Annotated in this window: 21 protein-coding genes; 5 read left to right on the top strand and 16 right to left on the bottom strand. The window is 72.0% G+C overall.

The annotated features are described in order from the left end of the window. Positions 1-22 precede the first annotated feature (22 nt). From J2Z33_RS03575 to J2Z33_RS03560, 4 genes are all read right to left on the bottom strand, one after another. Positions 23-1279 (bottom strand): MFS transporter, encoded by a 1257-nt coding sequence (locus tag J2Z33_RS03575; protein WP_209837966.1) that lies wholly within the window; start codon positions 1277-1279, stop codon positions 23-25. 311 nt (positions 1280-1590) lie between these two features. Next, complete coding sequence (locus tag J2Z33_RS03570; RefSeq protein ID WP_342454120.1) at positions 1591-2832, bottom strand: CmpA/NrtA family ABC transporter substrate-binding protein; 1242 nt, start codon at positions 2830-2832, stop codon at positions 1591-1593. Then, positions 2829-3425 (bottom strand): ANTAR domain-containing response regulator, encoded by a 597-nt coding sequence (locus J2Z33_RS03565; protein ID WP_209837964.1) that lies wholly within the window; start codon positions 3423-3425, stop codon positions 2829-2831. Before J2Z33_RS03565 ends, J2Z33_RS03570 begins: the two co-directional genes overlap by 4 nt. 44 nt (positions 3426-3469) lie before the next feature. Next, positions 3470-3670, bottom strand: coding sequence for a heavy-metal-associated domain-containing protein (locus J2Z33_RS03560; RefSeq protein ID WP_245218514.1), 201 nt, complete (start codon positions 3668-3670; stop codon positions 3470-3472). Between the two features lie 115 nt (positions 3671-3785). Here J2Z33_RS03560 and J2Z33_RS03555 point away from each other — a divergent pair, with 115 nt between their 5' ends. After that, positions 3786-6266 carry a heavy metal translocating P-type ATPase gene (locus tag J2Z33_RS03555; protein WP_209837963.1) on the top strand — a complete coding sequence of 827 codons (2481 nt, stop codon included), beginning with the start codon at positions 3786-3788 and terminating at the stop codon, positions 6264-6266. A 106-nt stretch (positions 6267-6372) separates the two neighbouring features. Then, positions 6373-6876: a DUF4405 domain-containing protein gene (locus tag J2Z33_RS03550; RefSeq protein ID WP_209837960.1), complete on the top strand. Its 504-nt coding sequence runs from the start codon at positions 6373-6375 to the stop codon at positions 6874-6876. A 27-nt stretch (positions 6877-6903) separates the two neighbouring features. Here J2Z33_RS03550 and J2Z33_RS03545 read toward each other — a convergent pair whose 3' ends face one another. From J2Z33_RS03545 to J2Z33_RS03530, 4 genes are all read right to left on the bottom strand, one after another. After that, positions 6904-8157, bottom strand: a complete 1254-nt coding sequence (locus J2Z33_RS03545) for an aminopeptidase (RefSeq protein WP_209837959.1) — start codon at positions 8155-8157, stop codon at positions 6904-6906. 86 nt (positions 8158-8243) lie between these two features. Continuing rightward, a complete protein-coding gene (locus tag J2Z33_RS03540; RefSeq protein ID WP_209837957.1) occupies positions 8244-9416 on the bottom strand; it encodes an OpgC family protein in 1173 nt (390 codons plus the stop codon). Next, positions 9409-11106, bottom strand: coding sequence for a glucans biosynthesis glucosyltransferase MdoH (mdoH, locus tag J2Z33_RS03535; RefSeq protein ID WP_209837955.1), 1698 nt, complete (start codon positions 11104-11106; stop codon positions 9409-9411). Before mdoH ends, J2Z33_RS03540 begins: the two co-directional genes overlap by 8 nt. 76 nt (positions 11107-11182) lie before the next feature. After that, on the bottom strand, positions 11183-12739 hold the full coding sequence (locus tag J2Z33_RS03530; protein WP_209837953.1) for an OpgD/OpgG family glucan biosynthesis protein: 1557 nt from the start codon (positions 12737-12739) through the stop codon (positions 11183-11185). Positions 12740-13241: 502 nt separating this feature from the next. Here J2Z33_RS03530 and J2Z33_RS03525 point away from each other — a divergent pair. Beyond that, positions 13242-13841, top strand: a complete 600-nt coding sequence (locus tag J2Z33_RS03525; protein WP_209837951.1) for an SRPBCC family protein — start codon at positions 13242-13244, stop codon at positions 13839-13841. On the opposite strand, the gene J2Z33_RS03520 is transcribed toward J2Z33_RS03525, so the two are convergent. The 4 genes from J2Z33_RS03520 to J2Z33_RS03505 all read right to left on the bottom strand — a co-directional run bounded on the left by J2Z33_RS03520 (position 13772) and on the right by J2Z33_RS03505 (position 19827). After that, complete coding sequence (locus tag J2Z33_RS03520; protein ID WP_209837948.1) at positions 13772-15988, bottom strand: PAS-domain containing protein; 2217 nt, start codon at positions 15986-15988, stop codon at positions 13772-13774. The two genes, J2Z33_RS03525 and J2Z33_RS03520, sit on opposite strands and share 70 nt — an antisense overlap. Before the next feature lie 5 nt (positions 15989-15993). Then, a complete protein-coding gene (locus tag J2Z33_RS03515; RefSeq protein WP_209837946.1) occupies positions 15994-17166 on the bottom strand; it encodes an FIST N-terminal domain-containing protein in 1173 nt (390 codons plus the stop codon). Positions 17167-17231: 65 nt separating this feature from the next. Beyond that, entirely contained in the window at positions 17232-17921 is a 690-nt protein-coding gene (locus J2Z33_RS03510) for a response regulator transcription factor (RefSeq protein ID WP_209837944.1), read from the bottom strand. 139 nt (positions 17922-18060) lie between these two features. Beyond that, positions 18061-19827: a PQQ-dependent methanol/ethanol family dehydrogenase gene (locus J2Z33_RS03505; protein WP_209837942.1), complete on the bottom strand. Its 1767-nt coding sequence runs from the start codon at positions 19825-19827 to the stop codon at positions 18061-18063. A 204-nt stretch (positions 19828-20031) separates the two neighbouring features. Here J2Z33_RS03505 and J2Z33_RS03500 point away from each other — a divergent pair, with 204 nt between their 5' ends. Beyond that, on the top strand, positions 20032-21003 hold the full coding sequence (locus J2Z33_RS03500; protein WP_209837940.1) for an ABC transporter substrate-binding protein: 972 nt from the start codon (positions 20032-20034) through the stop codon (positions 21001-21003). Between the two features lie 8 nt (positions 21004-21011). Next, the gene (locus J2Z33_RS03495; protein WP_342454119.1) at positions 21012-21704 is read left to right on the top strand and encodes an ABC transporter ATP-binding protein; all 693 of its coding nucleotides are present in this window, start codon (positions 21012-21014) and stop codon (positions 21702-21704) included. Here the strand turns inward: J2Z33_RS03495 and J2Z33_RS03490 are convergent. The 4 genes from J2Z33_RS03490 to J2Z33_RS03475 are packed head-to-tail and all read right to left on the bottom strand — an operon-like array spanning position 21644 to position 24665. Continuing rightward, positions 21644-22174 carry a tetratricopeptide repeat protein gene (locus J2Z33_RS03490; RefSeq protein ID WP_342454118.1) on the bottom strand — a complete coding sequence of 177 codons (531 nt, stop codon included), beginning with the start codon at positions 22172-22174 and terminating at the stop codon, positions 21644-21646. The two genes, J2Z33_RS03495 and J2Z33_RS03490, sit on opposite strands and share 61 nt — an antisense overlap. Positions 22175-22192: 18 nt before the next feature. After that, entirely contained in the window at positions 22193-22984 is a 792-nt protein-coding gene (locus J2Z33_RS03485) for an ABC transporter permease (protein ID WP_209837938.1), read from the bottom strand. Beyond that, positions 22981-23700, bottom strand: a complete 720-nt coding sequence (locus J2Z33_RS03480) for an ABC transporter ATP-binding protein (protein ID WP_209837936.1) — start codon at positions 23698-23700, stop codon at positions 22981-22983. Before J2Z33_RS03480 ends, J2Z33_RS03485 begins: the two co-directional genes overlap by 4 nt. Continuing rightward, entirely contained in the window at positions 23697-24665 is a 969-nt protein-coding gene (locus J2Z33_RS03475; protein WP_209837934.1) for a YVTN family beta-propeller repeat protein, read from the bottom strand. Before J2Z33_RS03475 ends, J2Z33_RS03480 begins: the two co-directional genes overlap by 4 nt. Between the last annotated feature and the right edge of the window lie 106 nt (positions 24666-24771).

Raw genomic sequence — 24771 nt, 5'->3', positions numbered from 1 at the left:
GCGGGGGGCCGCCGCGCGGGGCTCACTCGGCCGGGAGGGGGGAGGGGGCGGCGTTCATCCGGCGGATCGTCGAGCCCATCCAGAGGGTGCAGGCCGCGACGAGGAGGAAGAGCAGGAGGAAGCAGCTCGACCACAGACCGGTCGCGTCCTTGAGCGCGCCGAAGGCGAGGGGGAGGACGAAGCCGCCCAGGCCGCCGATCATGCCGACGAGGCCGCCCACGGCGCCGACGTTGGCGGGGTAGTAGACGGGGATGTGCTTGTAGACGGCGGCCTTGCCCAGGGCCATGAAGAAGCCCAGCGCGAAGATCACGGCGATGAAGACCGGGGTGGAAAGGGCGGCGGTCGCGGTGCCGTCGGCGGCGTTGCCCGAGGAGGGGGCCGACAGGATCAGCGTGCAGACCGCCGAGACTCCGAAGGTCCACCACAGCACCCGCCGCGCGCCGATGCGGTCGGACAGGTGGCCACCCCAGGCGCGGACCACGGAGGCCGGGATCGAGTAGGCGGCGCCGATCATGCCGGCGGTCTTGATGTCGAAGCCGTAGACGCCGACCAGGTAGCGCGGCAGCCAGAGGGCGAGGGCGACGAAGGCCCCGAAGGCGAAGAAGTAGTAGAGGGCGAAGCGCCAGACGCGGAGGTCGCGGAGGGGCTCGAACTCCTTGAGGAAGGGGCGGGCGGGGCCAGCCTGGCCGGCGCGGCGGGCGCGGGTCACCGGATCGTCCTCGGTCGAGAACCAGAAGACGACGGCCATGACGGCGAGGGCGGCGGCCCAGACGAGGGCGGTGGTCTGCCAGCCATAGGCCACGAGGACGAAGGGGGCGACGAACTTGGTCACGGCCGCGCCGACGTTGCCGACGCCGAAGATGCCGAGCGCGGTGCCCTGCTTGTCGGAGGGGTAGAAGCGGGAGACATAGGCCACGCCCACCGCGAAGGAGCCGCCGGCGAGACCCACGCCGAGGGCGGCGACGAGCATCTGGTTGTAGGTGGTGGCGAAGGACAGCATCACCGTCGCGGCGGCGGCGAGGAGCATCGTCGCCGTGTAGACCAGCCGTCCGCCGAAGCGGTCGGTCCAGATGCCGAGCACGAGCCGCACGAGCGAGCCCGACAGCACCGGCATCCCGATCAGGAGACCGAAGGCGGTCTCGCTCAGCCCCAGCTCCTCCTTGATGCGGATGCCGATGATCGAGAAGATCGTCCACACCGCGAAGCAGACGGTGAAGGCGACCGTCGAAAGGGCGAGCGCCCGTGGGGGCGAGGCGGAGTCGGGACGGGCTTGGGGCATGGGGCTTCTCCTGGCGCGGGCCGCGCGTGGCTGGGGGAATGGGAAAAAGCCGCCGTCAGGGGGGTCGCGACGCACCCCGAGGGGAGGTGGCCCGAGCTCCTGAACCGGCGGCTTTGCCTGGCGTCCGTCGTTGGGCGCCGAAGTGGGAGGATGGCCCTTCGTAGCCTAAGTCCGGGCGTCGGCCAACCCGGAATTTCCTGGAAAACGCATATTTTTCATATACATGAACTGCCCTGATTTTGGGCGTTGCGCCCTGTGCCGCGCTGCGGCGGCGGGCGGTTCGCGGACTGCCCAGCGGATGGGCGGCGACGTCACGCCGTTTGGGCGGAATCGGACAGGGCCTGCGCGGCGATGTAGGCGTCGAGCGAATCGGGGTCGAAACGGGTGCCGTCGAAGAAGCCGTCCGGGCCGAGGGTCAGCCCCGCCCCCGCGCCGCCGACCGGGGTGGGGCGGGTCAGCGCGCCCTCGACCTTGGCGTTGGCGGCGGGGAGGCCGACGCCCAGCGGCCCCAGCGCCCGGCGGTAGAGGTCGGGGCGGTAGGTGTCGCGCGCGATGGCCGTCGCCGCCGGGTCGTGGGCGATCTGCCCCCAGCGCACCATCTGGCTGTAGAACCAGAGCGCGTGGCTTTTCCACGGGAAGGTCGCGGCCGAGGCCTGCGGCACGATGAAATCGGGGACGCGGGCGGTAACGCCGGGACCGGTTCGCAGCTCGCCCGACAGGGCCGAGAGGAGCCAGTCGGCGGGGCAGCCCACATGGGCGGGGTCGGCGAGGAGAGTGGCCAGCTCCTCGCGGTTCGCGGGGGTGCCGCACCAGAGGGAGGCGCGGTGGAGCGCGCGCAGGAGGGCGTCGAGCGCGTCGGGGTGGGCCTCGGCCCAGGCGGCGTCGGCGCCGAGCACCTTCTCGGGGCTGTTGCGCCAGATCGCCGCCTTGACGGTGGCGACGCGGCCCGAGCCGTGCATCACGGCGGCGGTGTTCCAGGGCTCTCCCGCGCAGAAGCCGTCGAGCGCGCCCGAGGCGAGGGCGTCGGGCATCAGGGGCGGCGGCAGGATGACGATGTCGATGTCGCGGCCGGGGACCAGCCCGCAGGCGGCGAGCCAGTAGCGCAGTTCGTAGTTGTGCCCGGAATGGCGGTGGACGACCGCGAAGCGGAGCCGCGCCCAGCCGTCGCGCGCGCGCCGGGCCGCCACCTCGCGCAGCGCCCGTCCGGCGGCGGCGGGGGCGAGGTCGGGCCGCGCGCCAGCCGCCTCCATCAGCGTCCAAAGGGCGTTCGACACGGTGACGGCGTTGCCGCCGAGGCCCAGCGCCATCGGCACCACCATCGGCGCGGCGAAGGCGGTCAGCCCGAGGTTGCAGGCGATGGGCATGGGACCGAGGATATGCGCCACCTGCACGTGCCCCACGGCGATGCGGTCGCGGATGTTGGCCCAAGAGGTTTCCCGCAGGAGAGACAGGTCGATCCCCTCGGCCTCGGCGAAGCCCTTGGCGCGCGCCGCGACCAGGATCGCGCTGTCGAGGAGCGGCATGAAGCCCGCCGTGATCCGGTGCGTCGTCACAGGTCGTCCCCCAGGAGGTCGGCAGCGGTCAGAAGGCTCTGGGCGATGTCGGCGATCCGGCGGTTCCGGTTCATCGCGGTGCGGCGAAGGAGGGCGTAGGCCTCCTCCTCGCCGATGCGCTTCTGCTTCATCAGGAGGCGCTTGGCGCGGTCCACGACCTTGTGGCCCTCCAGTTCGTCGCGGGCGTCCTGAAGCTCGCGCGCCAGCCGCGCGAAGGCGTTGAAGCGGCTCACCGCCATGTCGAGGATGGGCTTGACCCGCTCCTGCCGGAGGCCGTCCACGACATAGGCGGAGACCCCGGCCTCCACGGCCGCCGCGATGGAGGTGCTGTCGGATCGGTCCACGAACATCGCGACGGGGCGCCGCACCGCGCGCGAGAGCTGGAACATGTCCTCCAGCATGTCGCGGTTGGGATTCTCCAGGTCGATGACGATGACGTCGGGTGCGGCCTCCTGGATGCGGCGGGCTATGCCGGCCATGGAGTGGATCAGCGTCACCCGGTCGTGCCCGGCCTCGCGCAGGCCGGCCTCGATGATCGCGGCGCGGGCGCGGTTCTCGTCGATGACGAGGATCGAGAGGGAGGGGTCGGCCATGGCCGCATCTGGCCCCAGCCTTGCGCGGGGCGCAAGGGCGGGGTTCAGGCGCGGGCGGTCGCGGGATAGCCGGCCTCGGCCAGCGCGGCCATCAGCGCCTCGGGCCGGGCGGCGCTGGTCACGCGGACCTCGCGCGACGGCGGGTCGGCCTCGACCTGGGCCGAGGGGTCCACGCCCTGCACGGCGCGGGTCACGCGCTTGGCGCAGGCGGCGCAGGTCATGTCGGGGATGTCGAAGCGGATCATCTGGAACCTCCTGACGCGCCCGGCGGAGCCTGCGTCATGGGGACGCCGTGGGTTGACCGCGACCGGGGGGCGGTTCCTATGTGACAGCCGTAGGATGCGATGCAAGGGGGCGGCCATGAAGGATCTGGCCCATTCCGATCTTCCCGAGACCCGCCGGATCAGCCTGCCTGTCGAGGGGATGAGCTGCGCCTCCTGCGTGGCGCATGTGGAGAAGGCGCTGGCCAAGGTGCCGGGGGTGACGGCGGTGGGCGTCAACCTCGCCACCGGGCGGGCGGAGGTGGCGGGCTCGCCCGATCCGGTCGCGCTGGTCCATGCCGTCGAGGAGGCGGGCTACGAGGTGCCCGAGGCGGTGCTGGAGCTGGGCGTCGAGGGAATGAGCTGCGCCTCCTGCGTGGCGCATGTCGAGGAAGCATTGAAGGCGGTGCCGGGCGTGGCGGGCGTGGCGGTGAACCTCGCGACCGAGCGGGCGACGGTGCGGTTCCCGCAAGGGGCCGTGGCGGAGGCCGTCTTGGAGGAGGCGGTGCGCGAGGCGGGCTACGAGCCGCATCGCATCGCGGCGGGGGGCGAGGACCGGGAGCGGGCGGCGCGGGAGCGCGAGATGGCGGCGCTGCGGCGGTCGGTGGGGATCGCGGCGGTGCTGACGCTGCCGGTCTTCGCGCTGGAGATGGGGTCGCACCTGATTCCCGCCGTCCATGTGTTCGTGATGGACACCATCGGGATGCGGGCGTCGTGGCTGCTCCAGTTCGTGCTGGCGACGGCGGTGGTGTTCGGGCCGGGCTGGCGGTTCCTGCGGCGGGGGCTGCCCGCGCTGCGGCGGGGGACGCCGGACATGAACTCGCTGGTCGCCGTGGGGGCGCTGGCGGCCTGGGGCTACTCGACGGTCGCGACCTTCGCGCCGGGGGCGCTGCCGCCCGGAACCGTCAACGTCTACTTCGAGGCGGCGGCGGTGATCGTGACGCTGATCCTGCTCGGGCGGTTGCTGGAGGCGCGGGCGCGGGGCCGGACCTCCGAGGCGATCCGGCGGCTGGCGGGGTTGCAGGGCAAGGCGGCGCGGGTGCGGCGCGGGGAGGGCGTGGCGGAGGTGCCGCTGGCCGATCTGCGCGCGGGCGACGTGGTGGAGGTGCGGCCGGGCGAGCGGGTGCCGGTGGACGGCTTGGTGGTCGAGGGCGCGTCCTGGGTGGACGAGTCGATGATCTCGGGCGAGCCGGTTCCCGTGGAGAAGGGCGTCGGCGCCGAGGTCACGGGCGGCACGGTCAACGGCGCGGGGGCCTTCGCCTTCCGTGCGACGCGGGTGGGGGCGGACACGGTGCTGTCCCGCATCATCCGCATGGTCGAGGAGGCGCAGGGGGCCAAGCTGCCGATCCAGGCGCTGGTGGACCGGGTGACGGGGGTCTTCGTGCCGGTGGTGATGGGGCTGGCGGCGCTGACCTTCGTCATCTGGCTGGTGTGGGGGCCGGAGCCGTCGCTGGGTTTCGCCCTCGTGAACGCGGTGGCGGTGCTCATCATCGCCTGTCCCTGCGCGATGGGGCTGGCGACGCCGACCTCGATCATGGTCGGGACCGGGCGCGGGGCCGAGATGGGCGTGCTGTTCCGGCGGGGCGAGGCGCTCCAGTCGCTGCGGGACGTGGAGGTGGTGGCGCTCGACAAGACCGGGACGCTGACCGAGGGGCGGCCGGAGCTGACGGACCTGTCGCCCGCGCCGGGGTTTTCGCCTGACGAGGTGCTGGCGCTGGTCGCGGCTGTCGAGGCGCGGTCGGAGCATCCCATCGGCGCGGCGCTGGCGCGGGCGGCCGAGGCGAAGGGGCTGCGGCTGGGCGTCGTCGCGGGGTTCGAGGCGCTGCCGGGGTTCGGCGTCGCGGCGACGGTGGACGGGCGGCGGGTGGAGGTCGGGGCCGACCGCTACATGGCGCGGCTTGGGCTCGACGTGGCGGGGTTCGCGGCGGAGGCGGCGGCCCTGGGCGCGGAGGCGCGGACGCCGCTCTATGCGGCCATCGACGGGCGGCTCGCGGCGGTGATCGCGGTGGCGGACCCGATCAAGGCGACCACGCCCGAGGCGATCCGGGCGCTGCACGGGATGGGGCTACGGGTCGCGATGATCACCGGCGACAACCGCGCGACGGCCGAGGCGGTGGCGCGGCGGCTCGGGATCGACGAAGTTGTGCCGGAGGTGCTGCCCGAGGGGAAGGTCGCCGCGATCCGCCGGTTGCGCGAGGGGGGGCGGCGCGTGGCCTTCGTGGGCGACGGCATCAACGACGCGCCGGCGCTGGCCGAGGCGGACGTGGGGCTTGCCATCGGGACGGGGACGGACGTGGCCATCGAGTCGGCCGAGGTGGTGCTGATGGGCGGCGACCTGCGAGGGGTGGTGAACGCCATCGCGCTGAGCCGCGCCACGATCCGCAACATCCGGCAGAACCTGTTCTGGGCCTTCGCCTACAACGCCGCGCTGATCCCGGTGGCGGCGGGGGTGCTGTGGCCGGTGAACGGCACGCTGCTGTCGCCGGTGCTGGCGGCGGGGGCCATGGCGCTGTCGAGCGTCTTCGTGCTGACCAACGCGCTGCGGCTGCGGAGCGTGCGGCCGGTGCGGGGCGGGGCGTGATCCTCGCGGAAATGTTCGCGCGGCGCGACGGAACTGCGCCGCGTCCGCGTTGAAGGAACAAGCTTCACGGACGGGGCCACCCGCCCAGCCACCATCGGGAACCATCATGTCCAGACTGCTGCAACGCTACGCCACGCCCTTCATCACGGGGCTGTTCCTCGTGTCCCTGATCTCGGGGGTCGCCCTCTATCTGGGCGTCGGGCAGAGCCTGTTCCACGAGATGCACGAGATCCTGAGCCTCGTGCTGATCGTGCCCTTCGTGCTGCACGTCTGGAAGAACTGGCGGCCGATGATGGGCTACCTGGGGCGGCTGCCGATGACCATCGGGCTGGCGGCGTCGCTGGTGGCGGCGGTGGCCTTCATGATCCCCACGGGCGAGGGCGGCACGGCGGGCGGCCCGCCGCAGTTCGCGCTGGCCCAGCAGATCCTGGCCCATTCGCCCGCCGAGGTCGCGCCCGCGCTGGGCACCACGCCCGAGGCGCTGGTGGACCGACTGACGGCGGCGGGCTTTGCCGTCACGGGGCCGGACGAGTCGCTGAGCGACATCGCCGCCGCCTCGGGGCAGGACACGTTCGCGATCGTCGCCGCGCTGCTGCCTGCGCAGTCCTGACGGATGGGACGACCGGGGCCGGGGGCGTCAGGCCCACTCGCCCCGGCGCATGACGGGGACGCGGGTGCCGTCGGGCTTGAGGCCGTCCACGTCGATCTGGCCCGAGCCGATCATCCAGTCGATGTGGATGGCGCTGCGGTTGCCGCCGCGTGCGGCGACCTCCTCCTCGGGGAGGTTCTGGTCGCGGAAGCACTTGGAGTAGCACTGGCCGAGCGCGATGTGGCTCGCCGCGTTCTCGTCGAAGAGGGTGTTGTAGAACAGGAGCCCGGACTCGGAGATGGGCGAGCCGTGGGGGACGAGGGCCACCTCGCCCAGCCGCCGCGCGCCTTCGTCGGTGTCGAGCGCCTTGGTGAGGACGGCCTCGCCGCGCGAGGCGCGAGCTTCGGCGATGCGGCCGCCTTCGAAGCGGACGCGGATGTTTTCAATCAGGGTGCCCTGGTGGGACAGGGGCTTGGTGGAGGCGACGTGGCCCTCGACGCGGTGCGCGTGGGGGGTGGTGAAGACCTCCTCGGAGGGGATGTTGGGGTTGCAGACGATCCCGTTGGAGGACAGCGACGCGCCGCCCATCCATTCGTGCCCGTCGGCGAGGCCCACGGTCAGGTCGGTGCCGGGACCCGTGAAATGGAGCGCGGCGAAGGATTGGCCGTTGAGCCAGCCGGAGCGCTGGCGGAGGGCGGCGTTGTGGGCGTCCCAGGCTGCCACGGCGTCCGGGCCGTCCACGCGCGAGGCGGCGAAGATGGCGTCGGCGAGGCGGGCCTGCGCCTCGTCGGCGGAAAGGTCGGGGAACATCCGTTGCGCCCAGGCGCGGCCGGGGAAGGCCACGATGTTCCAGTTGATCGCGAAGTTGGTGATGCGCTCCCGCGCGGGGGTGTAGGCGAGCGACAGGGCCTTGTTGGCGCGGCCCACCTTTTCCGGGTCCTCCTGCGCGAGCAGCATGGGGTCATCGCCGACGATGGCGAGGCGGGCGGTGTTGGCGTCGAAGGCCTTGGCCATGCCCTCGTAGAGCCAGCCGGCCGCATGGTCGAAGCCATCCCCCTGGCCGTGGCGGTAGCGGGCGAGCGTCACCTCGGGGTCCGACAGGAGCGGCGTCACGAGGCCCGCGCCGGCCTTGTAGGCCTGTTCCGCGATGCGGCGAACGAGGGGGAGCGACTCGACGGGCGCGGTCAGGAGGAGGTCTTGGCCGGGCTGGAGGTTGAGGCCGACCTTGACCGTCAGCTCGGCCAGCCGGTCGAGGCGGGTGGCGTCGATGGGGTCCGCGCCGATCTGGGAATGGGTGTTCATGGGGTGTCCTGACCTGTCCAGCCTGCGGACACGACCTTAGCCGGGGGTGGGCCGGGGTCAACGTGGTCCCCGCGTCAGCGGCGTCCTCAGCGACGGGGCCAGCGGTCCTTGGACAGCGCCAGCGCGAACTGCGCCAGCAGCCCCGCCGACAGCATCAGGGAGTCGAGGAGGAGGTCGTGACCCGTCTCGGTCTTGATGCCCTGGAACAGGAAGGCGAGGATCGAGCCCAGCGCGAAGACCGGCAGGGCGTGACGGCCCAGGAGCGCGAAGGGCGCGACCCAGGGCGAGGCGCAGGCCCGCCGCACGACGGGGAGGACCGACAGCACGTAGGCCAGCGCGGCGACGTGGAGGAGGCGGGGCGCGGTCTCGAAGACCTTGTCGAAGCCGATCAGGGTCCAGGGGGCGCCCAGCGCCTTGAGCCCGCCCAGGCCGAGGTCCATGACCCCAGTGACGGGCGGCAGGACTCGCGCCGCCAGCGCGAAGGCCAGGAAGCCCGCGCAGGCGGCGAGGAGCCAATCGCTCCGGGGTGCGAAGCGCTTGCCTTCCTTGAGGCGGATGCCGGTCAGGAGGCCCAGGACGAAGACGAGTTGCCAGGAGAAGGGCGAGAACTGCCAGCCGCGCGGCACCGGCCAGGTGGGGATGTTCCAGCGCAGCTCGCCGGCCACGAACCAGAGCGCGACCGAGCCGAGGAGCAGCGCGCGCGGCGCCCGCCAGGCGGCCCAGAGCAGCGCGGGCGTCACGCCCAGCAGCAGGCAATAGAGCGGCAGGATGTTGGCGTAGCCGATCTGGTCGAAGAGCAGCGGCAGCGCCACCATCGTCTCCAAGGGCCGCCGGAACAGCCCGTCGATGCCGTTCATCCGCAGGAGGCCCGGAATGTCCGCCCAGAGCGCCAGCCCGGCCGCGATCACGAAGGCCATCACCGTCACGAGGAGGTGCGTGAGGTAAAGCGTCCAGACCCGCCGCCAGACCTTGGCAAGGCCGGTCCACATCTCTCCGCCCGGACGGAAGGCGAGGCCGTAGGCGAGGCCCGCCGAGACGCCGGACATCAGCACGAAAGCCTCGGCCGCGTCCGAGAAGCCCCAATTGCGGAGGGTGAGCGACTCGTAGGCGTTGCCGGGCACGTGGTCGATGAAGATCGTCACCAGCGCGAGCCCGCGCAGCACGTCCAGGCGCGGGTCGCGCACCGAGCGCGGCACGGTCCGGGCTAGGACCGAGACGGGGGTCGCGGCCAGGATCTCGTGAGCGGCGGTCTCACGCATGATGAACCTGCTGTGGCATCGCGGGACGGGCGGCCGGCGCAAGCGGGGCCGCCTCGGGCGCGTCCCAGCGCCGCCGCTCGGCCTCGGCGCGGCGCAGGATGGCGGGCGGGGCGATCTCCTCGGGCGTCGCGAAGAGGAAGGAGCGTGGCGGCCGCGAGGTCCAGGTGATGACCAGCGGCGCGAGCGCCATGGGCACCGCCAGCGGCAGCAGCCAGGGCAGCAGCGCCGGCGCGAGAACGGTGGCCAACGCCATCAGCCCCAGGCCCCAGACGGTGATCCACCAACTCGACCGCCAGCCATCGGCCCAAGTCAGGCCCATGTCGCCGCGCGCCTGAGCGGGCCAGCCGCCGTCGCGGCCCATGAGGACCTGCAGCACCGACCGCGCCTGGAACATCAGCAGGATCGGCGCGATCACGCTCGACTGGACGACCTCGGCCGCCACCGAGCCGAGGAGGAGCCGCCGCCCCCCGAAGGCGCGCGCGCGCCTCGCCGAGAGCAGGACCACGAGGAGCTTTGGCCCTAGCAGCAGCACGACGACCAGGATCGCCAGCGCCGCCGTCCCCCGCGCCTCGCCCCGGCCGAGGAGGCCCAGGAGCACGAAGCTCAGCCAGAACAGCGGCACCAGATAGGCGAAGATGCCTTGCGCGAAGACGAAGCGGCTCCAGGGTCGGAACCCCGGAGCCAGCAGGATGCGGGCGTGCTGGAGGTTGCCTTGGCACCATCTTCGGTCGCGCTTGGCATAGGCGACGATGTTCTGCGGGGCCTCCTCGTAGGAGCCGCCGATGTCGGGGTCGAGCCGCACGGTCCAGCCGGCACGGGCGAGCAGCGCCGCCTCCACGTAGTCGTGGCTCAGGACATGGCCGCCGAAGGGGGGCGGGCCGGAGAGTTCCGGCAACCCGCAGCTTTCGGCGAAGGCGCGGACGCGGACGGCGGCGTTGTGGCCCCAGAACGGCCCGGTGCGGCCCTGGAGCCGCGACAGCCCCCGCGCGAAGATCGGCCCGTGGAAGGCTCCGGCGAAGGCCATCATCCGACCGAAGCGCGACCGTGCGCCGATGACGAACGGAACCGTCTGAAGGAGGCCGAGTCGGGGGTCGGCCTCCATACGGTTCAGCATCGTCGCGATGGTCTGGCCCGACATCAGGCTGTCGGCGTCGAGGATCACCGCGTATTCGTAGGCCCCGCCCGAGCGGCGGACGAACTCCTCGATGTTGCCAGCCTTGCGCCCCCGGTTGTCCGTGCGGCGACGGTAGAAGAGCCGGCCGTCATCCCCTGTCTCCTCGAGCAGGCGGCGGAACAGGCGCTCCTCCTCGGCGGCTAGGCCCGCGTTGCGGGTGTCGGAGAGAACGGCGATGTCCACGTCGCGCCAGATGCCCTCCGCGCGCAGGTCGGCGTCCATGGCGACGATGCCGGCGAAGATGGGCGAGGCGTCTTCGTTGCAGATGGGGATCAGCACCACGGCCCGGCCCTGGAAGGGCCTCTCCTCGCGGCGCGGCGCGGGGGCGCCGATGCCCAGGAGGACGAGCGCGGTGCCGAAGCCCAGCCAGAAGGTCGCCACCATCACCGCGAGACCCTGAAGGAGCCCGAGCGCGCCCACGCCCCCGCCGCGCAGCAGGAGGGTCAGCGCCAGCACGGCCAGCGCCGCCGCCAGTCCCAGGGCCGCGGCGCGCAGGAGGGCGGTCCGGAGCGCCATGGTCAGGTTGCGGCCCCTGCGCAGGCCCGCGCGGGGGAGTCCCCGTGGGGGAAGAGCGTGCCGCCGTCCTCGCGCATCACGCGTTCATCCATTGGTAGGCCCAGGTCTCGGTCAGCCGCTCGCCGTAGCCGGCGACGTGCAACGTGAGCTCCACCACCGCGCCCGGCTCGGCGGCCACGTCGAGCACCACGCGCCAGTCGCCGTTCACTGGCAGCTTTTCGACGGTGGAGGTGAGGACGTGGCCGGAGGAGACGGTGACCACCGGCTCCACCTTCGCCTCCGCCCCGAGCGCGCCCAGTCGCCCGCCCCGGAAGTCCACGGCGAACTTGCGCGCGTTCTCGATGCCCTCGGTCCCCGACACGCCGCCCGTGCCGGCCCGCGTCTCGTGCACGACGGCGAGCCGTCCCGCCGGGTCCGGCGACAGGTCGCCCCAGCGCAGCGTGTAGGCGAACTCGCGCGCGTCGCCGGGCGCGACCTTCTGCTCGGGCACCCAGAAGGCGACGATGTTGTCGTTGGCCTCCAGGTCGGTCGGGATCTCCACCAGCCGCACCGCGCCGGGTCCCCAATCGCCCTGCGGCACGATCTCGATGGAGGGGCGGCGGTCGTAGCGCGCGCCGGGGTCCTGGTAGCTGTCGAAGTCCCGCTCGCGCTGGAGCAGCCCGAAGCTCCGGGGCGAGTTCAGCTTGAAGTAGGAGGAGGCCAGCCGCGCGGGGTTGTTCAGCGGCCGCCAGACCGTCTGACCATCGGCGCGCAGGATGCGGAGCCCGTCGCTGTCATGGACGTTGGGGCGGTAGTCGTCGAAGGCCTGCCGGTTCTGCCCGGCGAAGAGGAACATGGAGGTGAGCGGGGCCACGCCCAGCTCCTCCACGGCGGCGCGGAAGTAGAGCCGGGCCGTTACCTCCATCTCGGTGACGGGGCCGGGGCGCAGCACGAAGCGGTAGGCCCCCATGACGCTCGGGCCTTCGAGGGCGGCGTGGATTGTGGCCGTCTCGTCCGACCGCGCGACATAGAAGCGCGAGAAGCGGGGGAACTCCTCGGGCACCGAGGTTCCGGTGTTGAGCGCCACGCCCCGCGCGCTCGCGCCGTAGACGTTGCCCGCGCCCAGTGCTCGGAAGTAGCTGGCGCCGACGAAGGACACCACCTCGTCCATGCGGTCGGGGGCGTTGAGCGGCCAGTTCAGCTTGAAGCCCGCGACGCCCGGCAGCTCGCCGTGGAGCGGCACCTGCTCGCGCAGGTCGCGGCCGTAGTCGAAGTCGTCGGTCGTGAAGGCCAGTTCCTGCGCCGTGCCGTCGGTCACGTCGAAAAGCCGCACGGGCTCGGGAAAGAGCCAGCCCATATGGAAGGCCATCAGCCGCCAGTCGTCGTCGCCGTCGCGCCAGCGGGCGCGGCGGTCGCGGAACCGGATCTTGCGGTAGCCGTCGTAGTCGAGCTCGCCCCACCAGCCCTCGGGGGCGGCCGCGGGCTCCCAGGGCTGGGCGGCGGCGGCCTTCATCTCCTCGCTAAGGGCGTCGAAGGAGAAAGGAGGGCGGTCCTCCTGCGCGAGGGCCGGCGTGGCTAGGCGCGGCAGCAGGGCGGACGCAGCCGCGAGCTTCAGGAGAGCCCGTCGCGACGGGTGGAGGGAAGTCAGGAGCATGATCTCGAATTCGGTCGGAGGAGGGGCGCAGGGCGCTCCCGCCGATCACTTGCGATAGAATGCTGCACCTGCAAGAGGTATGCTCCACAACCCGGCGCGAGGCCCATGGTTCCGCCCGTTCTATGGTCCTGAAAGACGCGGGTTTTCGCCTATCGCACAAGCGTTGGGCATTCAAGCCCTGCATATCGGCTATGCAACAGGCGACGGGCCGGGGCGGCGTCGGCGAAGGCGAATGTTTCCGGCGACGCTGCTCCCCCGTCTGGCGCATCACAATGAACCTCGCTGGGACAATGATTTAACGCTGGGAAAGGAAGAGGCAGGGCCGCCGCGTTGGCTGGCGGAAACCCGCGTGCGGCCTGCCCTGACTCTGGGCCGTCCCCGCCACCGGGCGCGCCGGGGCTGCCGCTTGTTTGGGCAGCGGCCCGTGCCGGGTGGCCCGGCCGGGCTGGAGCACGGCCCCCGCGCCGCTAGCTTCCCTCGAGCCCCCGGCCCGAGGATCCGCATGAGCCGCTACTGCATCGTCACGACCTGGCGCGTCGAGGCCGCGCTGGAGGAGGTCGGCGCGATCCTCGCCGACATTCCGGCGCTGCCCGTCTGGTGGCCCTCGGTCTACCTCGCCGTCGAGGAGAAGGCCCCGGGCGACGCGCGCGGGATCGGCAAGGAGGTGGCGCTCCACACCAAGGGGTGGTTGCCCTACACGCTCCGCTGGCGCTTCCGGGTGACGGAGGTGGACCCGCCGCGCCGCGTGGTCCTGGAGCCCCGGGGCGACTTCACCGGCCGGGGCGAATGGACCTTCGCGCAGGAGGGGCCTGTCGCCGTGATCCGCTACGAGTGGGACGTGGTGGCGAGGAAGCCGCTGCTGCGGGTGCTGGGTCCGGTCCTGCGGCCCCTGTTCGTCGCCAACCACCTTTGGGCCATGCGGATGGGCGAGCGGAGCTTGCGCCTGGAGATCCTGCGCCGCCGCGCCACGACCCCTGCGGAGCGGGCGCGCGTGCCGCCGCCGCCCGGCCCGTCGCTCCTCACACTCCGGGGTCAGGCGGTGCGGCCGAGCGCCAAGGAGCCCAGGAACAGGTGGAGCATCAGGGGGTCGAGCGGCTTGTAGAGCGTCTCGACGCCGATCCGGCGGGCCTGCGCCGCCACCGCCGACGTGCGGTTGGCGGTGACGATGCGCGCGGGAACCCGGCCCAGCCGCCGCCGCAGCCGGCCGATGACCTTGACCCCCGTCTCGCCGTCGTCGAGCTGGAAGTCCACCAGCAGCGCATCGGGCCGCAGCCCGGTCTCCTGCAACTGTCGGATCGCCTCGTCGGCGGACCCGGCATCCAGCACCCGCACCCCCCAGGAGCCGAGGAGCAGCGCCAGCGCGCGCCGCATGTCGAGGTCGTTCTCGATCACCAGCACGCAGAGCCCGTCGTGCCGCCAGTCGCCCGCCGCCGCCCGCCGCGCCTCGGCCGGAATGTGGCTGCTCCGCTCGGCCAGCGGGACCGACACGGTGAAGGCGGTGCCCCGGCCGGGGACCGAAGCCAGCGTGAGGGGATGCCCCAGCATGGCGCAGGCGCGGTCCACGATGGCGAGGCCCAGGCCCAGCCCCTCGCTGGCCGAGGCGCGGCGGCCCAGGCGGTGGAACTCCTTGAAGATGTTCTCCTGCTCCGACTCCGGGATGCCGGGGCCGGTGTCCCAGACGCCGATGCGCGCCGAGCCGCCGGTGCGCCGCGCCGCCACCAGCACGCGGCCCTTCTCGGTGTAGCGGATGGCGTTGGCGAGGAGGTTCTGGAGGATGCGCTTGATGTAGGTCGGATCGGTGGTGATCCTCAAGCTGGTGGGCCGCACCGTCAGCCGCAGTCCCTTGAGCGCGGCGGCGGGCGCGAACTCGTCGCGAAGCTGGTTCAGCAGCGCGCCCAAGTCCACCGTGCGGACGTCGGCGGCCGCGCGGCCCGACTCCAGCTTGGAGATGTCGAGCAGCGCCTCGATGATGTCCTGCACCGAGGCCAGCGCGTTCTGCGCCTTGGTCACGACCTCGCGGTGGTGCGGGTCGGCCAGTTCGTCGGTGATCGAGGACAGGTAGAGCTTGGCGGCCGAGAGCGGCTGAAGGAGGTCGTGGCTCGCGGCGGCGACGAAGCGGGTGCGACTGGCGTTGGCCCGCTCGGCCGCGCCCAGCGCGTCCTCCAGCTCCAGCGTCCGCGAGGCGACGCGTGCCTCCAGCAGCTCGTTGGCCTCCGACAGCGCCTGCGCCGCCTCGCGCTCGGCGCTCACGTCCGTCAGGCTCATCACGAAGCCGCCGTCGGGCATCTCCTCGGCGAAGACGTCGAACCATTGCGACTCGCCGCGCCGCAGCTCGAAGCGCAGGGGACGGCGGCGGCCCTCCTGCCGGACCCAGGCCAGCACCTCCTCGGGCGTGGCGTCGGGGCCGAAGCTCGCCCCGGTCCGCAGGCGGCTCAGCACCAGTTCGAAGTCGAGCCCCGAGCGCAGGTGCGTCAGCGGCAGCCCGAGGACCGAGGCCAGCCGCCTGTTCACCCCGGCCAGCCGTCCCCTCGGGTCCACGATGCACACGCCCTGGTCGATATGTTCGAGCGTCGCGCGGATCAGCCGGGCCTGGTCATCCAGCAGCTTGCCCTGCTCCTCCCTCTCGGCCCGGATGATGTCGGACACGTCGGTCTGCATGATGACCGTCTGCCCGGCGGCCATGCGGTGCTCGCTCACCTGCACCCAGCGCGAGCCGGCCATGCGGACGTTGAAGACGACGTGCATCTCGCCATGCCGCGCCATGCGGTCCACCGACCACTCCTCGCGCGTCATCCCCGGCGGCAGGTCGAGGAAGGCGCTGCGGCTCACCAGCGCGACGTAATCTGCAAAGGTGAGGCCCGGCCGTAGGGCGTGGCGGATGTCGGGCAGGTGCATCGCGAAGCGCGAGTTGCAGAGCACCATGCGGTCGTCCGGGTCGAAGAGGGCGAAGCCCTCCTGCACCGTCTCGATGGCCCCGGCAAGGTCGGAGCGCGCCCGCTCGGTCTCCCGGCTCGCCGCCGCCAGCCGGGCGTTCGATTCATTGAGGAGGTCGAGCGCGTGCTCCAGGTCGCGCGTCCGCTCGCGCACCTGGTCCTCCAGCAGGACGGCGCGCTGGAACTGGCTGTAGGCCGCCCCCCGGTCGTCGTCGCCCTGCTCCACGCGCTTCATCAGCGCCTCGCAGATCCGCAGGAGCTTCTGGTTCTGCCGCTCCAGCGGCTCGGCGGGGTCGATCAGGCCTGTGGCGGACATGGGCGTCAGTCCGGGTCGCGCGGCGGAAAGATCGCCACGCCCGTCATCGTCTGGTTCACGTGCATCCCGTTGATCTGCTCTCCGTAGGTCGAGAAGCCGACGACGTGGTTCTTGGCCAGGATCGCCGACAGTGCCCGCGTCTGCTGCGTCTGCTCGGCCGCGAGCCTCCGCAGGATGCAGTCGCAGGCCCAGACCGCTTCGGGCTCCCGCCCCTTGCTGATGCGCTGAAGCTCGCGGTCGAGGTGCTGGGCCATGTCCTCGGGGTCGGCCAGCGTCAGGACCAGCCCCTCGTCGATGGCCGAGAAGAACACGAGGTCGCCGTTGTCCAGCACCCGCTGGATGGCGCGGACGTGGTGGGTGCCGCCGAAGCGGACCACGACCGGATGGGCGGCGAAGGTGAAGGCCGAGAGCTGCTCGGGGTCGCGGCCCAGCACGCGAGCGTATTCGCGGGCGGCGGGCTCGGCGTTGATCTGGCGGACGATGCGGCGGGCGGGGTCGGCCTCGGTCACGACCATCCGCGTCTCGGACGGGCGCAGGTGGTCGAGGCTGAACACCTGCACCTCGCAGTCGGTGCGGATGACGCACAGCACGGCGGCGTGGCGCATGACCTCGCCGCCCAAGGCCACGAAGGTCTCGCGGAAGCGGTTGCCGTCGCCGGCCGAGCCGCCGAACAGCGGCACCGGCCCCAGCCCGGCGGCGATGGCCGACACCAACTCGTCCTCGCGGATCGACAGCCCGTCCACGAGGAGGAAGGCGAACTCGCTCGACCAGCGGGGCTCCTGGGCGATCAGCGCCGTGCGGGCGCGGATCATGTCGCCCACAAGCTCCTCGCCGTCGATGGATTCGAGGTCGGGGACGACGATGGGCACGGCGGCGAAGTCGCGGCGAGGCAGGCCCAGCGCGACGATGGCCCCCTCGGCGTAGCCGGCCGCGCCGATCTCCCCGGCGGTGGTGCAGCCCACCACGACGGATTCCGGCCAGCGCCGCGCGGCCTGCCTCATGACGGCGCCGAAGTCGGCCAGCGGCGACACGAACAGCGCGACGAAGGCGAGGTCGTCCCCCAGCGCGCGCCCGAGCCGATCCACCGCGCCGGGCTCGTCATGCGCGACCTCGGCCGACCGGACCCGGGCCAGCCCGGGCGTCGGCGGCGCAAGGCGCAGCGCCCCGCTCCTGTCCATGATGCTCCTCCCCAGCCGGCGGTTCGTTGTCGTCCGGCTGCCGAAGGAGCGTAGCGGGTCGGGCATCAGTCGTGCAAGATCGTGGAGAAGCTGACCTCCCGCGCCAGCAGCACGGCCTGGGTCCGCGTCTGCACGCCCAGCTTGCGCATGATCGCGGTGACATGCGCCTTCACGGTGGCGTCGGCGATGGACAGGTCGAAGGCGATCTGCTTGTTGAGCTTGCCTTCGCAGATCAGCTCCAGGATGCGCGACTGCTGGCGGGTCAGTTGCGACAGCCGTCGGATCGCCTCCTCGGGTCCGCCGAGCGGCGCGTCCTCGTCCTCCACGACGACGCCCTCGGGGACGAAGGTGCCGCCCAGCGCGATCTCGGCCAGGGCGCGGCGGAACACGTCGCGCTGGCTGTGCTTGGGCACGAAGCCCGAGGCGCCGGCGCGGATGGCCGCCGCGATCATCCGATGGTCCGTCATCGAGGAGACGATCACCACCGGCACCTCGCCGACCGCCGCCTTGAGCCGAAGCAGCCCGTCGAGCCCGCTCACGTCCGGGAGGTTCAGGTCGAGCACCACGAGGTCCACTCCCTTGCCCTCCACCCGCGCCAGCGCGGCGGCAAGGCTGTCGGCGGTCTCGGTGCGGCCGATCCCGGCGACGGCCCGCAGCGTCATCGACAGGGCGTCGCAGAACAGCGGATGGTCGTCCACGATCAGCGCCGTCTCGAAGGTTCGGGGCAGGAGGGCGAGGGAACTGGCCTGAATCATGATGCTCGTCCGGGGTCTGGCTCCCTCCAACCTAGCAGCGCCGCCCCGCCGCGCCTACGCCACCAAGGTCGCAGCCTCCGAAACGGGAACCGGCGCGCCCCTCGCGGGACGCGCCGGCCTCTCGCTCATGCCGCTCCGGTCATTCGGCCGAGGCGAGCTCCTTCGGCAGGCGGAACGTCCAGACCATGCCGCCCTGGTTGAGGTAGTTCACCCGGTTCGCGACCTCGCCGCCCCAGAGCGGCACCGCCCCGCCCCAGCCCGAGACGACCGTGACGTATTGCTCGCCGTCCTGCTCCCAGGTGATCGGCTGGCCGACGATGCCCGAGCCGGTCTGGAAGGACCACAGGACCTCGCCTGTCTCGTCGTCCAGCGCGATGAACTCGCCCTCGGGCGTGCCGGTGAACACCAGTCCGCCGGCCGTGGTCATCACCCCCGCCCAGAGAGGCGCGGGGTTCTTGTATTCCCACTTGATCTCGCCGGTGTCGGGGTCGATCGCCTTGAGGCTGCCGATATGGTCCTCGAAGATCGGCTTGATGGTGAAGCCGGACCCGAGATAGGCCGCGCCCTCGCGGTAGGTGACGGGCTCGTTCCAGATGTCCATGCCCCATTCGTTGGAGGGCACGTAGAAGTTGCCGGTCCGCTGGCTGTAGGCCATCGGCATCCAGTTCTTGCCGCCGAGGAAGGACGGCACGGCGAACACGGTCTCGCCCTTCTCGCCCTCGGCCGCCGCCGCCGGGTCGCCCGGACGGTTGTCCTCGTTGTAGATCGGGCGGCCGTCCTCGCCGATGCCGCTGGCCCAGGTGATGTTCTGGACGAAGGGCGTGGCGCGCAGGAAGGCCCCGTCCTCGCGGTTCAGGATGTAGAAGAAGCCGTTGCGGTCGGCGGTGGCGAGCCGGCCGTTCCCCTCGCGGTCGGTGTAGGGGACGACCTCGTTCACGCCGTCGAAGTCCCAGCCCTCGCGCGGGGTGGTCTGGAAGTGCCACTTGATCTCGCCGGTCGCAGGGTCGATCCCGATGCGCGAGGCGGCGTAGAGGTTGTCGCCGGTGTTGCCCTCGGTGGGCTTGCCCGCGCCGCGCAGGTGGCTGTTCCAGGGCGAGGGGTTGCCCGCGCCGAAGATCAGCGTGTCCGTCTCGGCGTCGTAGGAGCCGCCGAGCCAGGTCGCCCCGCCGCCGGTCTTCCACATGTCGCCCGGCCAGGTGGCGTTCTGCACGCCGGTCATCGTGGAGGGCTCGCCGTTCAGCGTGCCCATGTGGCCCTCGATGGTGGGCCGGGTCCAGACGATCTCGCCGGTGTTGGCGTCGCGGGCCTGCACCTCGCCGACGACCCCGAACTCCCCGCCCGAGTTGCCGGTGATGACGAGGCCGTTCACGATCAGCGGCGCGGCGGTGTAGCTGTAGCCCGCCTTGTATTCCGCGATCTCCTTGTTCCAGATCACGTCGCCGGTCTTGCGGTCCAGCGCCACGAGCCGCGCGTCGAGCGTCCCGAAGATCACCATGTCGCCATAGAGCGCCGCGCCCCGGTTCACCACGTCGCAGCAGGGCAGGATGCCCTCGGGCAGGCGGGCATCGTATTGCCAGAGCTCCTTCCCGGTCGCGATGTCGATGGCGTAGAGCCGCGAATAGGATCCGGTGACATACATCACCCCGTCATAGACGAGCGGCTGCGATTCCTGCCCGCGCTGCTTTTCCCCGCCCAGCGAGAAGGCCCAGGCCGGAACGAGGTTCTGGACGTTCTGGCGGTTCAGCCGGTCCAGCGGGCTGTAGCGCTGGAGCGTCTGGCCCATGCCGTTCGTCACCACGTCGGCGGTGGTCGTGGCGTCGTTGGCGATGTCGGTCTGCGTGACCTGGGCCTGGGCCGTGCCCATGGCCAATAGGCTGACCGTCGCGGCCAGTGCGAAGCGTAGCATGGAGTTCCTCCCCGTTTCCCGTCCCGGCCTTGATCCGGCGCGGTCGCGCGCAGGTTGGCCCCTGCCGGGATATTGAGCCGCGCGCTTGCCGCCTCATATCCCACGTTGGTCGTAAACGACGGCCCCGGCGGCTGCGGCTTTGGTCGTATAGCCCGTGGCCGGAACGCCGGTAGGCTAGGGCCGAGAGCTTTGGGAGGAGCGCCAATGACCATCCATCACGCCGCCTGGGGGGCGCTGGCCGCCGCGTGCCTGTCCACCGCCGCCTGGGCCGAAGGGCCCGTGCTGACCGCCGGGGTGCAGGCCTCGGGCACCGTCCTTTGGGAGCTGAACACCATCGAGGCCGAGGGGCTCGACGCCGCGAACGGCTTCGACCTTCAGGTGCAGGAGTTCGCGGGCTCGCCAGCCGCGCAGACCGCCTTCCTCGCCGGTGAGGTCGATACCATCGTCTCCGACTGGCTCTGGGTGGCGCGGCAGCGGGCGGCGGGGATGGACCTCGTGTTCCTGCCCTATTCCAAGGCCGTGGGCGGCCTCCTCGTCGCCGCCGACAGCCCGGCCCAGAGCCTTGCCGACCTCGCGGGCGGCAAGGTCGGCATCGCCGGCGGCCCGGTGGACAAGTCCTGGCTGATCCTGCGCGCCTACGCCCAGCAGGAATACGGCCTCGACCTCCAGGCCGAGACCGAGCAGGTCTTCGGCGCGCCGCCGCTGATCTACGAGACCGCGCTCTCGGGCGAACTCGATGGCGCGATCAACTTCTGGCACTTCCACGCCAAGATGGAGGCCGCCGGGATGCGCGAGCTGATCTCGGTCGAGGACGCCGCGCTGTCGCTCGGCCTCGACCCCGAGACGCCGCTCCTGGGCTACGTGCTCCACGAGGAGACGCTGGACGCCAACCCCGGCCTCGCCGAGGGTCTCGCCGCCGCCTCGCGCGGGGCCAAGGACCGGCTGGCCACCGACGATGCCGCGTGGGAACGCATCCGCCCGATCATGAACGCCAAGGATGACGCCGAGTTCGCCGCGCTTCGCGAGGGCTTCCTCGCCGGCATCCCGGCAACCGGCCCGGTGGACGAGGAAGCCGCCGACCGGATGCTGCGCCTGATGGCGGAGTTGGGTGGCGAGGAGCTGGTCGGCACCGCCACGTCCCTGCCGCCCGGCGTCTTCGTCGGCACCGGCGGCTGAGGCCCCCGGTGCTCGACCTGCCCGCGCGCGAGGCCGTGCCCCCCGTGGTGCTCGACCTCGACCTGCCCGGCCTATCGCTGGGCGGGTCGCCCGTCCTCGGCCCCATCCGGCTGCGCGTCCGGCGGGGCGAGACGGTGGCGCTCCTCGGCCCCTCGGGCATCGGCAAGACCACGCTCCTGCGCGTCGTCGCGGGCCTCGCGAAGCCCGGCAACGGGCAGGTGCGCCGCCATGGCCGCCTCGCCATGGTGTTCCAGGAGCCGACGCTCCTCCCGTGGCGGACTCTCTCGCAGAATCTGACCTTGGTCGCCGGGATCACCGCCGAGGAGGCCGAGGCCGCGCTGGTGGAGGTCGGCCTCGGCGGCACCGGCGGGCTCTACCCGTCGCAGATCTCGCTCGGCCAGCAGCGCCGCCTGTCGCTCGCCCGTGCCTTCGCCTGCAAGCCCGACCTCCTCCTGATGGACGAGCCCTTCGTCTCGCTCGACGAGGCGCGGGTGCGGGAGATGATGGGGCTCTTCGCCCGCTTGCGCGCCCGGCACGAGACCGCCACCATCCTCGTCACCCACGACCCGCGCGAGGCCGAGGCGCTGGCGGGCCGCATCCTCCGCCTCGGCGGCCGCCCCGCCCGGATCGAGGAGGAGCGTCAGAACGCCGGCGCATACTTCCAGTTGTCGGCGTCGGGCGTCACCTCGTCGGGGTCGTAGCCCGCGCCGACCAGCCGTTGCGCGTGCGCGACGCCCGCCTCGGCGGCGCGGTCGATCAGCGCCCGTCCCGCCGCCTCGTCCACTGCCGTGCCATGCCCGCGCAGGAGGTCGAGGCCGTGGTTGAACATCCCGATGGGGTCGCCCGCTTCGGCCGCGCGGCGGTTCCACTCGGTCGAGGCGTCGGGGTTGGTGTCGCCACCGAAGCCGTTGTCGTCGAGGTAGCTCATCCAGGTCATCGCCCCGGTGTAGCCGGCCTCGGCGCAGGCGGTGAAGGTCTCGCGCGCCGCGCCGTGCTGGCCGGACTTGGTCATGAGATACCCCGAGGCGCAGGTCGCCATGTCGGTCTGCCCGCGCCTCGCGTTCTCGACCATGCGATCCAGGGTCATCTCCTCGGGGTTCGTCGTCCCGTAGTCGTCCGCGAGCGCCGGGGCGGCGAGGACAAGGAGCAGAACGGTCGCGCGTCGCATCATGTCAGGTCTCCTCATGTGTCAGGCCTTCTGCCCCATCATCCCCCGCGCCGGGTCGTAGCCCCAGAGCGACAGTCCCAGGAACGCCGCCGTCGCGAGGACGGTCCAGCCCAGGGCGACCGGGTTGAACTGGAGGTAGAGCGCGAAGCGCACCAGCTCCACCGCGTGGGTGAAGGGGTTCGCCGCGCAGATGTCGTGGAGGAGGTCGCCCGCCTCCTGCATCCGCCAGAGCGGGTAGAGCGCCGAGGACAGGAAGAACATCGGGAAGATGACGAAGTTCATCACGCCCGCGAAGTTCTCGAGCTGCTTGACCAGCGACGACAGCGCCAGACCCAGCGCCCCCAGCATCAGCCCCGCCACCACCAGCGCCGGCAGCGCGGCGAGGTAGCCTCCCCAGGGCATCCGGATGCCCCAGAGCCAGGCGACCAAAAGGAACGCATAGCATTGCAGGACCCCGATCGCCGTCCCCGCCAGCAGCTTGCAGACGAGGAGCCACCAGCGGGGCAGGGGGGCCGTGAGCAGGAGCCGCATCGACCCCATCTCGCGGTCGTAGACCAGCGACAGGGACGACTGCATCCCGTTGAACAGCAGGATCATCCCGCAGAGGCCGGGGACGATGTAGGTCTCGTATTCGATGTAGGTCTGGTAGGGCGGCGTGATCGACAGGCCCAGCGCCGCCCGGAACCCCGCCGCGAAGACGAGGAGCCAGACCAGCGGGCGCACCAGCGCCGACAGGAACCGCTCGCGCTGGCCGAGGAAGCGCAGCGCCTCGCGGGCGACGATGGCGCGGAGGGCTGTGAGGTAACGGCTCATGCGGCGGCCCTCGTCAGGCCGAGGAACACCTCGGTCAGCGGCGCCCCCCCCGTCAACGCCCCGGCGGTGGCGTGGCGCAGCACGCGGCCCTGGTGCAGGATCACGAGGTCGTCCGACGGGTCCACCTCGTCGGTCAGGTGCGTGGCCCAGAGGACCGTGAGCCCGTCCTCGCGCGCCAGCCTGTGAACGTGGTCGGTGATCGCCGCGCGGGACGCGGCATCAAGGCCCACCGTCGGCTCGTCGAGCAGCAGGACGGCGGGGCGGTGGAGCAGCGCCCGCGCGATCTCGGTCCGGCGGCGGTGGCCGCCGTTCAGCGCCCGCGCCTTCTCGCCCGCCCGCTCGGCCATGCCGAGGCGGTCGAGCGCGCCCTCGATCCGCGTCGCGGCCTCGCGGCCCGACAGCCCTTGCAGCGCGGCGAAGTAGCGGAGGTTCTGCGCCACCGTCAGGTCGAGGTCGAGCGTCGGCTGCTGGAACACCACGCCCATGCGCGCCAGCGCCTTGGTCGGTTCGCGCCGGATGTCGTGGCCGGCGACATGGATCGTCCCCTCGGGCGCGGAGAGAAGCCCGGTCAGCAGCGCGAACAGCGTCGATTTCCCTGCGCCGTTGGGGCCGAGGAGCGCGCAGAAGCGGCCCGGCTCCACGGCGAAGCTCACGCCCTCCAGCGCCACCTTGGCGCCGTAGCGGAAGCCGATGTTGTGAACCTCCAGCCCGCTCACGGCCGCAGCGCCGCGCCCCAGGGGAAGCGCCCGACCTTGATGGAGGACAGCGCCTCGCGGCTGGCCACGTCGATCACCGTCACGTCCCCCGAGACCCCGTTCGTCGTGAACAGCTTAGACCCATCCGCGCTGAAGGCCATGTGCCAGACGCGGCGGCCGACGAGGATGTAGTCCTCGACCTCGTAGGTCGCGGCGTCCACCACGGCCACGTGGTTCGACGGGCCCAGCGCCACGAAGGCGGTCGCGCCGTCCGCCGTGAACTCGAAGCCGACCGGCTGGATCTGCTCGTCCCTCACGCCGGGGATGGCGAAGCGGATCTTGGCCAGCTCCGCCTGGTCGGCGGTGGCGAACACCGTCACCGTGCCGCCAATCTCGGACGACACCCAGAGCCGCGCGCCGTCATCGGTGAACTCGGCATGGCGGGGGCGGGTGTCCACCAGCGTGTTCGCGAAGGCCTCGTGGGTCGCGGTGTCGATCCAGTGGGCCATGTTGGTCGTCTCGCTCGTGGTGATGGCGATGCGCCCATCCGGCGAGACGGCCATGCCCTCGGGCTCGATGCCGACGTTGATCTGGGCGACCACGCGGCGGCTCTCCACGTCCACGACGGTCGTGATGGCGTCGTCCTCGTTGGCGATCCAGAGGTGCCGGCCGTCGGGGGCCAGCGCGAACTGCTCCGGGTCCTCGCCCGAGGGGAGGTCGTGCAGGATCTCGCCGGTCTGGGGGTCCATGACCTGCACGGCGTCGCTGTCCGAGGCGCAGATGTAGACCACGCTGCCGTCATGCGCGAAGGTGATGCCGCGCGGGCGGTCGCCGGTGGGGATGGTCCGCGTGACCTCCAGCGTTCCGGCGTCGATGACGCTGATGGTGTCGTCCAGCTCGTTCGTCACCCAGATCTCCTCGGCCCCCGCCGGGAGGGCGGAGGACAGGAGAAGGGCGGCGAGGATGGCGGCGGCGGGTCGGGTCATGGTCGGGGTCTTCGCTCCTTTGGGCAGGGATGGGCTTGCACGACGAGGTTCGCAGAAAAGGGTTAACGAAGCCCGACAGCAACGGGCGTTGCGCGCAACGGAAAAT

This window comes from Rubellimicrobium aerolatum, from assembly GCF_017872975.1.
Classification (GTDB): Bacteria; Pseudomonadota; Alphaproteobacteria; order Rhodobacterales; family Rhodobacteraceae; genus Rubellimicrobium; species Rubellimicrobium aerolatum.
The sequence above is the reverse complement of the archived record's forward strand: the minus strand, read 5'-3'. Positions and strand labels throughout refer to the sequence as shown.